This is a genomic window from Lentzea kentuckyensis (assembly GCF_002150765.1).
GTDB lineage: Bacteria > Actinomycetota > Actinomycetes > Mycobacteriales > Pseudonocardiaceae > Lentzea > Lentzea kentuckyensis.
The window spans coordinates 1-1,001 of record NZ_MUYM01000236.1 but is presented as its reverse complement, the minus strand read 5'-3'; the positions used below and the strand labels follow the sequence as shown (position 1 = coordinate 1,001).

Below are 1,001 nucleotides of genomic sequence, written 5' to 3'. Positions count from 1 at the left end.
ACGGCGCTGCCCCCAAATCGCTGACCCGGTCCACCCTGCCCCACTCCGGAGACTAGGTGTACCCAAGACGGAGTGAAGCGTGCGTTCGGTTCCGTTGACTGTTAACTCAGCCGCAGGCTAGGCGCAGTCACCCGCGGGCCAGAGCAACTGCTCCTTCAAGAGTGCCAGGGCCTCGTCCCCCATGGGATTGACCCCAGGGCCCTTCGCGAGGGCATGAGCAACGTGCACGTGAAGGCACTTAACTCTGCTCGGCATGCCTCCCGCGGTGACTTGCGTGCCCAACGACTCGATGGCGTCCCTCTCCGCGAGATACGCCTCGTGCGCGCGCAGGTAGGCCGCGGCGAGCTCCTCGTCCTCCGCGAGCCGATCCTGCTGCTCCTTCATCAGCCCGNNGTCAGGTAGTAGAGCGTCGGGAACGGAGTCCCGTCGGGCAGCCGCGGGTTCGTCTGTACGACGTTCGGGTGCCCGCTGGGGCACCTCGAGGCGATCGCACGTGTCCCGCGCGGCGTGCGGCCGAGCTGCTTGGCGACCGTTTCCAGGTCAGCAGCACTTACTTGTGCGTCACCGATTCCCACAGTTCCTCGTACCAAGACCCTTGTGCCGCGGGCTTGCCCGACGGCCTCTCCGATTCAGTGTTGCGACCCTCGTCACCCGGCAGTTGCACGATGTACGGCGTCTCGCCCGGCCGCACCCAGTGCAGCCGCTTGCGCGCCTCGATCTCCACGTACGCCGGGTCCTGCAGCTGCGCCTTCTTCTGTTCCAGCGCGGCGACCGTCTCACGCAGCTTCTGCTGCGCGGCACCCACGTCACGCAGCTCGTCGCGCTGCGAGAGGTACGTCCGCAACGGGACCGCGATGCTCAACGCCAGTGCGCACAGCACCATCGCGAACATCGCGGCCCGCCGCGTACCGGTCATGCCGAACGCGCCACCCGTGCCGTCACCACGACGCGATGGCGCCTTCGGACGGGGTGGCTTTCGCGCGCGCGCCGGCCGCGCCTCC

1 protein-coding gene and 1 pseudogene are annotated in these 1,001 nt (G+C 68.1%); both read right to left on the bottom strand.

All coding sequences use genetic code 11. The annotated features are described in order from the left end of the window. Positions 1-117 precede the first annotated feature (117 nt). Positions 118-590: pseudogene (locus B0F77_RS46295) on the bottom strand (DUF501 domain-containing protein). Beyond that, positions 551-1,001 (bottom strand): FtsB family cell division protein (locus B0F77_RS46290; RefSeq protein WP_425435846.1); only part of this gene is annotated, 451 nt, incomplete at its 5' end. The pseudogene B0F77_RS46295 and the gene B0F77_RS46290, both read right to left, overlap by 40 nt.